The sequence below is a fragment of the Ralstonia sp. ASV6 genome (assembly GCF_016429285.1).
Lineage (GTDB): Bacteria > Pseudomonadota > Gammaproteobacteria > Burkholderiales > Burkholderiaceae > Ralstonia > Ralstonia flaminis.
Genome location: NZ_JAELUI010000183.1, coordinates 1 through 9,034, shown reverse-complemented (window position 1 = coordinate 9,034; position 9,034 = coordinate 1). Strand labels below are relative to the sequence as shown.

Here is a 9,034-nt window from a genome sequence, read left to right as displayed (position 1 = left end):
GTCCAAGGAAGTGCCGACGTTCGATGCGCTGATTGACGGCGGTGAAGACAAGAGCGAGCTGGTCGATTTCTTCTCGCGCTACGGCTTCAAGACCTGGCTGCGCGAGGCGTCTGGTGAGGCGCTGCCCGATACGCGCAGCGTAGGCAGCGCACGTAAAGCCGCAACGCCCGTCAAGAACTATGCAGACAATGCTGCCGCACAACAGCAGGCCAGCCTGTTTGACGTTGAAGCGGCGCCCCAGGAGGTGAAGTACGAGACGGTGACCACCGAAGCGCAGCTTGAATCCTGGATGCAGAGGCTGGATGAAGCAGACCTCGTCTGTATCGATACCGAGACGACCTCGATTGATCCGATGCTGGCGCAACTGGTTGGCATTTCGCTATCGGTCACACCAGGGCAGGCGTGCTACATCCCGGTTGCGCATCGCGGGCCGGATGTGGCGGGGCTGGATGCAGCAGCGCAGCTCTCACGCGATGCCGTGCTTGCGCGCATGAAAACCTGGCTGGAAGACGACGCCTCAAAAAAGGTTGGTCAGCATCTGAAGTACGACGCGCATGTGTTTGCCAACCACGGCATCGCGTTGCGCGGTATCCAGCACGACACGATGTTGCAGTCGTACGTGCTCGAATCCCACCGCAATCATGGCATGGACGCGCTGGCCGAACGCGTACTGCAGCTGAAGACCATCACCTACGAGGAAGTGTGTGGCAAGGGCGCCTCGCAGATTGGCTTTGACGAAGTGCCGCTCGATCGTGCCACTGAATACGCTGCTGAAGACGCTGATATCACGCTGCGTTTGCACCGCGCGTTGTTCCCGAAGGTGGAGGCTGACGACAAGCTGGACTACGTCTACGAGCAGATCGAAATGCCGACCTCCATCGTGCTGCAGAAGATGGAGCGCAACGGCGTGCTGATCGACGGCGAGCGCCTTGCCAAGCAGAGCACCGAAATCGGCCAGCGCTTGCTGGAGCTTGAGACGGAGGCGCACGCGCTGGCCGGCCAACCGTTCAACCTGAGCTCCCCCAAGCAGATTGGCGAGATCTTCTTCAACCAGATGAAGTTGCCGGTCATCAAGAAGACCGCCAGCGGCGCGCCATCGACCGACGAAGAGGTACTGCAGAAGCTGGCGGAGGATTACCCGCTGCCGAAGCTGCTGCTCGACTACCGGGGCCTGGCCAAGCTCAAGTCCACCTACACAGACAAGCTGCCGAAGATGGTGAACCCGAACACCGGTCGGGTTCACACGACTTACGGCCAGGCCACGGCGGTTACCGGGCGCCTGGCTTCAACCGATCCGAACCTGCAGAACATTCCGGTGCGCACGGAAGAAGGGCGACGTATCCGTGAGGCGTTTATTGCGCCGGAAGGCAGCGTGATCGTCTCGGCCGACTATTCCCAGATCGAGCTGCGCATCATGGCCCATCTGTCGCAGGATGAAGGCCTGATGCGTGCGTTCCAGGAAGGCCAAGACGTGCACCGCGCCACGGCTGCCGAGGTGTTCAACGTGACGCCGCTGGAAGTCACTGCCGACCAGCGCCGCGTGGCCAAGGTCATCAACTTCGGCCTCATTTACGGTATGAGCGCGTTCGGGCTGGCCAGCAACCTGGGCATCGGCCGCGATGCCGCCAAGCTCTATATTGATCGCTACTTCGCCCGCTACCCTGGTGCGGCGCGCTACATGGATGAGACACGCCAGACCGCCCGCGAGCGCGGCTACGTGGAAACCGTCTTCGGTCGCCGCCTGTGGCTGCCCGATATCAACGGCGGCAACGGCCCGCGCCGCCAGGCCGCCGAGCGTGCGGCCATCAACGCGCCCATGCAGGGCACGGCGGCTGACCTCATCAAGCTGTCGATGCTAGCCGTGCAGGGCTGGCTGGAAGCCGAGGCGATGCGCTCGCGACTGGTCATGCAGGTGCACGATGAACTGGTGCTCGAGGTGCCGCAAGCCGAGCTGGCCGTGGTGCGCGAGCGCCTGCCTGAACTGATGTGCGGCGTTGCGACGCTGCGCGTGCCGCTGGTGGCCGAAGTGGGGGTGGGGGCCAACTGGGAAGAGGCGCATTGATGCCTTGACTGCCTAGCCGCGCCATTAGGCGTGGCGCGGCTTTTCTTGCCAAGGCAGGCGGCGGAGGCCCGTAGCATGCGCATTCGATGATCTGTCATATCTGACTGCCTGGGGTTGCGGCGAGTTTTGCAATGCAGCAGACTGCATCTGAACGATGGTGTGATCGCAAAGATTCAAAGGCTTCAGGAGAACGATATGGCAGGGCAGACAGATGGCGCGGGCGGACCGCGCATCGTAGTGGTTGGCGGCGGCGCTGGCGGATTGGAGCTGGCAACGCGCCTGGGCGACAAGCTTGGCAAGCGCGGTGGCGCGCGAGTCGTGCTGGTTGACCGCAACCCGACCCATATCTGGAAGCCGCTGCTGCACGAAGTCGCCGCCGGCAGCATGGACCCGAACACCCACCAACTCGAATACGCTGCACAGGCGCGCTGGCACGGCTTCGAGTTCCAGCAGGGTGAGCTGAAAGGGCTCGACCGGGCCGCCAAGACCATCACCGTTTCGGGTAGTCTGGACGCCGACGGCACCGAGGTGCTGCCCGAGCGCGCTCTCGCTTACGACGTGCTCGTGCTGTCCATCGGCAGTGTGACGCATTTCTTTGGTGTGCCCGGCACTGCCGAGCACGCCATCGCACTGGATACCGCATGGCAGGCCGAGCGTTTTCGCCGCAAGCTCATTTCCGCGTGCATGCGCGCGCAGAATGGCGTGGGCGATGCCCGCCCGCAGGTGGACATCGCCATCGTCGGTGCGGGTGCCACGGGCGTTGAGCTGTCGGCCGAGCTGCGCAACACGGCGCACGTGCTGGCCGCCTATGGCTTGCACAAGATGGACCCGCGCCACGACATCCGCATCCACCTGATCGAGGGCGGGCCCCGCATTCTGCCGGTGCTCAAGGAGCGCATTTCCGCTGCGACTACCGATCTGCTGCATAAGCTCGACGTGGATGTCATCACCAGCGAGCGCGTGACCGAGGTGACGGCCAATGCGGTCAATACTGCCAGTGGCAAGTCCATCCCGGCCGACCTGACCGTGTGGGCGGCGGGCATCCGCGCGCCTTCGGTGCTGGGCGAGTTGGGACTGCCGGTCAACAAGTTGGGGCAGGTGGTCGTGTCGCGCACGCTGCAGGTGGAGGGCGATGATTCGATCTACGCCTTCGGCGATTGCGCGAGCTGCCCGTGGCCCGAGGCGTCGACCAGCGTGCCCCCGCGTGCACAGGCTGCGCACCAGCAGGCAACGTATCTGTATAACGCGCTGCGCAGCCGTCTGGAAGGCAAGCCGGTCGGGCCATTCGCATTCAAGGACCTGGGCTCGCTGGTGTCGCTCGGGCACTTCAGTGCGGTCGGCAGCCTGATGGGTGGGCTGATCGGGGGCTCAATGTTCATCGAAGGCCTGATGGCGCGGCTGATGTACACGTCGCTGTATCGCATGCACGTGCTGGCGCTGCACGGCTGGGTGCGCATGGCGCTCGATACGGTCACGCACTGGCTGCGCAGCAAGACCAATCCGCGCGTCAAGCTGCACTGAACACCGCGCTGCATGACACAGCACTTCACTCGGCACCGATGGGTTTGCTTCGGTAGACTAGCCGCTTCGTTCACCGTCACCGCCTTCGGGCGCTAGGAGAGTGCGATGCAGCTGGATGCAGAAGTGGAAAGTCTGGTGCCGGGCCGCAACTTTGACCGCCGCGGCTTCATGAAGACAGCGCTGGGTTCGGCGTTTGCCGCAGCGGTGCTGCCCGTGTCGGCGCAGGCCATCAAGACGGACTTCAACGGTCTGACGGCGGGCGAGGTGACTGTGCCCGTCGGCGATTTCAAGATGCCGGCTTATCGTGCCCAACCTAGTGCCCAACCCGAGGGCAAGACCAAGCTGCCGGTGGTGATCGTCGTCAGCGAGATCTTTGGCGTGCATGAGTACATCGCCGACATCTGCCGGCGTTTCGCCAAGCTCGGCTATCTGGCCATCGCCCCCGAACTGTTCGTACGGCAGGGCGATCCGCAGTCGATTGCGACGATCAGCGAGCTGCAGGAGAAGATCATCTCCAAGGTGCCCGACACGCAGGTCAGTGGTGATCTGGACGCAACGGTTGCGTGGGTCAAGCAGAACGGCGGCGATCCGGCGCGCATTGGCATCACCGGGTTCTGCTGGGGTGGGCGCCAAACCTGGCTGTTTGCCGAGCACAGCACCGACATCCGTGCCGCAGTGGTGTGGTACGGTCAGCCAAGGGGCAATCCGACGCCGCTGCAACCTGTGTTCCCGATCGACAAAGTGGACGAACTCAAGGCCCCTGTACTCGGCATGTACGGTGCCAAGGACACGGGTATTACGCAGGACTCCGTCAACGCCCTGAAGACAGCGTTGGAGGCATCCAAGAACCCCAAGGCGCATGCGTCGCGCATCATCGTCTATCCGAATTCGGGACACGCATTTCATGCCGACTACCGGCCCAGCTATGTGAAGGCCGATGCGGAAGACGGCTGGAAGAAGTGCATCGCCTGGTTCAAGGACCACGGCGTCGAGTAGGAGTAGGCGCTTCGTCCTTCCAGCAAGAAAGGCCCCACGTGGGCCTTCTCTCTTTTTGGCTGTGCTGGCAAAGGTTCACAAAGGGGCATACAATGCGCCTCTTCTTGCAACTCTGTTGCGTTTGTTGGCGCTGATAGCGTCATCTGCGGCGTCACCCTTGGCATGACCCTCGATACCACTCTGTTAGGCATTCTTCTGGCGACCGCATTGTCCGGCATCGGCAGTATGGCGGGCGCTGCCGTGCTGTCGCTCACCGTGCTGTCGCGCGTGGTCGATCGCATGGTCAGCTTCTCCGTTGGCGTGCTGCTGGCGACATCGCTGTTGCACTCGTTGCCTGAGGCCTTTGAGGCACACAACGGCATTGAGCCGAACACACATGCACTGTTCGCCACGTTGCTGGCCGGGCTGCTGGGGTTCTTCCTGCTCGAGAAAATTTCGCTAATCCGCCACTCGCACCACCACGAGGGCGATGGGCACGGCCATCACCACGGACATGATCGCCAGGAAGCTGGCCGCAGCGGCATGATGATCCTGGTGGGGGATGGCCTGCACAATTTTTCCGATGGCATCGTTATTGCCGCCGCGTTCCTCGCCGACACCAAAGTCGGCATCGTTACAGCGCTCGCAATTGCAGCGCACGAGATCCCGCAGGAGATCGGCGACTTCATGGTGCTGCTCAACGCAGGTTTCTCCAAGACCCGTGCCTTTGTCTACAACCTGATCTGCAGCGTCTGCGCGCTGGTGGGGGCGGTGCTCGGCTACTACCTGCTGGATCGCCTGACCTCGTGGATTCCGTACGTGCTGGTGGTGGCCTCCAGCAGCTTCATCTACATCGCTGTCTGTGATCTGATGCCGCAAATGAAGCGCCGGCCGCGCAAGCAGGAATCTGCGATCCAGGTTGCGCTGATCGCAGCAGGTGTCCTGATGATTTTCCTGCTGACCAATGGCCTGCATGGCCATGCGCACTGACGCATCGCTAGCGCCCAACAAAAAGCCCGGTGAATGCCGGGCTTTTTGCTACCTGCGAGATGTGCCCACTATGGGTTCGGCCCCGTTGCCACCGGGCGTGCCGGATCGCTGCACCATTCGCTCCACGAGCCGGCGTAAAGGGCGGCACCGGTCAGGCCGGCAATCTCCATGGCCAGCGCGTTGTGGCAGGCGGTCACGCCTGAGCCGCATTGCAGCATCGTATCGGCGGGCTTGGCGCCGGCCAGCACGGCAGCAAAGTCGGCGCGCAGCTGTTCGGCCGATTTGAAGGTGCCGTCGGCCTGCAGGTTGTCGCGGAAGAAACGGTTGCGTGCGCCGGGGATGTGGCCGCCGACAGGGTCCAGCGTTTCGTTCTCGCCGCGGTAGCGATCCGGCGCACGCGCATCGATGACAGGCTTGTCGGTGTGTCCCAGGTATTTCTGCACGATGTCGGCATTGACCAACGCCGCGAGCGACGGCTTGCGTGTCAGCTTGCCGGGTGTGGCGTTGAGCTGCGGCTCGTCGGGCACGATCTTGTTGACGGGGTAGTGCGCGGCTTCCCACGCTTGCAGGCCGCCATCCAGCACAGCCACATCGGCGTGGCCGACCCAGCGCAGCAGCCACCACAGGCGCGCGGCGTACATGCCGCCCTGCCGGTCATAGGCGACAACCTGCGTGTCGTCGTTCACGCCCAGTGCCTGCAGGCGTGCAACCAGCGCATCGGCATCGGGCAGCGGGTGCCGGCCGTTGGTGCCGGTTTTGGGGCCGGACAGTTCGTTGTCCAGGTGCAGGTAGAACGCGCCCGGAATATGGCTGGCGTGGTACGCATCGCGCCCGGCGGCCGGGTTGGCGAGATCAAAGCTGCAATCGACGATGACTAGCGTGCTTGGCGCGCTCTGCTGCAGCGCGGCCAGTTGCGCAGCGGTCATCAGGGTGGCGTAGCGAGCGCGTTCGCTCATATCAGCAATCTCCAGGGGCGACTAGCAATCAAACTTCCGGGTGAATCTCAGCTTCTGGTCCGGACACGGCTGTTTGCGGGGTTGGGTTTTCGGCACCCGACTGCCGGGCGCGCATGACGGTGGTGACGATGCCGCTACCAATGATGAGGGCCATGCCCAGCCACGATAGCGCGTTCAGGTGATCGTTCCACAGCAACATCCCCCAGCCGCTCGCAAAGACGATGCCGGTGTACTGCAGGTTGGCGGTCAATAGTGTGTTGCCGCGCTTGTAGGCGCGCGTCATTGACGTCTGTCCGAGCGTGGCCAGGAGGCCCACGGCCAGCAGCAGGCCGGCACCAGACCATGTGTGCGATTGCGCACCGTCGATGAGCATCCATACGCCACCGGCAATGGCGCTCAGCAACGAAAAATAGAACACGATGCGTGCTTCGTTTTCACCCAGGTCACCGAGTTGGCGCACCTCTACATACGCCAGCGCCGTGAACACCCCTGAGACGAGGCCGATCATGCCGCCGGCAAGCGCAAGTTGCGATCCGCCCACGCTCGGTTGCAGAAGACAGACCACCCCCACGAATGACATGACGATGGCCACCACCATACGTCGGTCCGCCACGCCGGGCTTGCCGGCCAGCGCTGCGCCCGCGCCGATGATGAGTGCAATCCACACCGGCGACATGTAATTCAGCGTCATGGCGGTGGCCAGCGGCAGCAGGCTGATGGAGGTGAACCACAGCAGCAGCGAAGTCACCCCAAACACGCTGCGCTTGATGTGCGACAGGAAATACGGTGTGCGGATACCTTGCCCGGAGCGTTGCAGGATCGCGCCCATCAGCAAGACGCCAATGATGCTGCGGTAGAAGACGATCTCGCCCGTGCTGTAGTGCGCAGAGGCGAGCTTGACGCACACGCCCATCGCCGAGAAAGCGAATGCCGCAAGAATCATCCACAGCGATTGGCGTGAGGAACTGTCGACCGTCTGGGCGGCCGTGTCGTTGACTGCGGTGGTGGTATCGGCGGACATGGCGAGGGAGGGCGAAAAAAAAACGGTGCGGGCCACGCGGGCCGCACCGTTCGTATTGTGACGCGGAAGGCGGCAGATGCCTACCTTCAGTAATTCATGACACGTCGATACCACTCGTGGAAGTGCTGCATGCCGTCTTCCATGGGCGACTGGTATGGGCCGACTTCGCTTACACCGCGCTTCATCAGTGCCAAGCGGCCGGCGTCCATGCGCTCGGCGATCTCGTCGTCCTCGATGCAGGTTTCCATATAGGCGGCACGCTCGGCCTCGACGAACTCGCGCTCGAACAGGACAATCTCTTCCGGGTAGTAGAACTCGACCACATTGCGCGTCTTGTTCGGGCCCATCGGATGCAGCGTTGAGACCACCAGCACGTTCGGATACCACTCGACCATCACGTTCGGGTAGTACGTCAGCCACACTGCGCCGTACTTGGGCATCTCGCCGTTGTTGAAGCGCAGTACGGCGTCATGCCACTTCTGGTACGTGGGCGTGCCAGGCTTGCGCAAGCCAGCGTGGAGGCCGACCGTCTGCACGCTGTGCCACTCACCGAATTCCCATTCCAGGTCGTCACACGAGACGAACTGGCCGAGACCCGGGTGGAAGGGCACGACGTGGTAGTCCTCGAGGTACACCTCGATGAAGGTCTTCCAGTTGTAGTTGCACTCGTGCACCTCGACGTGGTCGAGCATGTAGCCCGAGAAGTCGAGGTCGCGCGCCACGCCCAGGCGAGCGAGGTCTTCGCGCACGTCGCGCTTGCCCTCGAACAGCAGGCCGTTCCAGTTCTGCAGCGGCGAGCGCGATAGGTGCACGCACGGTTGTCGCTCGAAGTGCGGCGCGCCGAGCAGGTCGCCCTGGAGATCGTATGTCCAGCGATGCAGCGGGCAGACGATGTTCTGGGCATTGCCGCGCCCATTGAGCATGATTGCCTGCCGATGCCGGCACACGTTGGAGAGCAGTTCGACGCCGTTCGGATTGCGCACCAGCACGCGGCCTTCGGCCTCGGCGGCAAGCGTGTGATAGTCGCCGACTTCCGGAACCATCAACTCATGGCCGACATAACCCGGGCCATGCTTGAACAGACGTTCGATTTCAGTTTGATACAGCGCCTCGTCAAAGTAGGCAGAGACGGGCAACTGGGTTTCAGACGGCACCAGGTTCAGTGCGGCGCTGAGATTGGACATTATCCCCACTCCCAATAACGGTGAAAGTAGTGAACAACCCAACCATCGAAAAATTCGATGAAAAATTCGATTTGGGAAAGGACGCCATCGGCAGGTCGCCAGGGTCTGTTGAGATAGGAAACGAGCGCTGTCGGCCCCCGCTTGGGCCAACGACCATACGTTTGATGGGCCAACAGACCCAAACCACCATGCGGAACGGCGCAGCGCCACTCCGGCCTTTGGAGGAAAGGGGGCGATTGTACCCCAGGGGATTAGATAAGTCCCTGATTTTCGACATCTTTCGGCTGTCAGTCAGAGGGTTGTCAGCCAGGTGCCTCCCCTGCGC

At 62.7% G+C, this 9,034-nt stretch carries 7 protein-coding genes; 4 read left to right on the top strand and 3 right to left on the bottom strand.

The genetic code is table 11. The features are described 5' to 3' along the window. From polA to JHD73_RS24695, 4 genes are all read left to right on the top strand, one after another. Positions 1-2,062, top strand: a 2,062-nt coding sequence (polA, locus tag JHD73_RS24710; RefSeq protein ID WP_199032813.1) for a DNA polymerase I, incomplete at its 5' end; no start/stop codon positions are given. Positions 2,063-2,257: 195 nt separating this feature from the next. Then, on the top strand, positions 2,258-3,583 hold the full coding sequence (locus JHD73_RS24705; protein ID WP_199032812.1) for an NAD(P)/FAD-dependent oxidoreductase: 1,326 nt from the start codon (positions 2,258-2,260) through the stop codon (positions 3,581-3,583). A gap of 105 nt (positions 3,584-3,688) precedes the next feature. Next, on the top strand, positions 3,689-4,579 hold the full coding sequence (locus JHD73_RS24700) for a dienelactone hydrolase family protein (protein WP_199032811.1): 891 nt from the start codon (positions 3,689-3,691) through the stop codon (positions 4,577-4,579). A gap of 162 nt (positions 4,580-4,741) precedes the next feature. Then, positions 4,742-5,548, top strand: coding sequence for a ZIP family metal transporter (locus tag JHD73_RS24695; protein WP_199032810.1), 807 nt, complete (start codon positions 4,742-4,744; stop codon positions 5,546-5,548). 68 nt (positions 5,549-5,616) lie between these two features. Here JHD73_RS24695 and JHD73_RS24690 read toward each other — a convergent pair whose 3' ends face one another. The 3 genes from JHD73_RS24690 to JHD73_RS24680 all read right to left on the bottom strand — a co-directional run bounded on the left by JHD73_RS24690 (position 5,617) and on the right by JHD73_RS24680 (position 8,709). Next, the gene (locus JHD73_RS24690) at positions 5,617-6,504 is read right to left on the bottom strand and encodes a sulfurtransferase (protein ID WP_199032809.1); all 888 of its coding nucleotides are present in this window, start codon (positions 6,502-6,504) and stop codon (positions 5,617-5,619) included. A gap of 28 nt (positions 6,505-6,532) precedes the next feature. Continuing rightward, positions 6,533-7,447 (bottom strand): DMT family transporter, encoded by a 915-nt coding sequence (locus JHD73_RS24685; RefSeq protein ID WP_199032814.1) that lies wholly within the window; start codon positions 7,445-7,447, stop codon positions 6,533-6,535. Positions 7,448-7,611: 164 nt separating this feature from the next. Beyond that, complete coding sequence (locus tag JHD73_RS24680) at positions 7,612-8,709, bottom strand: aromatic ring-hydroxylating dioxygenase subunit alpha (RefSeq protein WP_199032808.1); 1,098 nt, start codon at positions 8,707-8,709, stop codon at positions 7,612-7,614. Positions 8,710-9,034 lie beyond the last annotated feature (325 nt).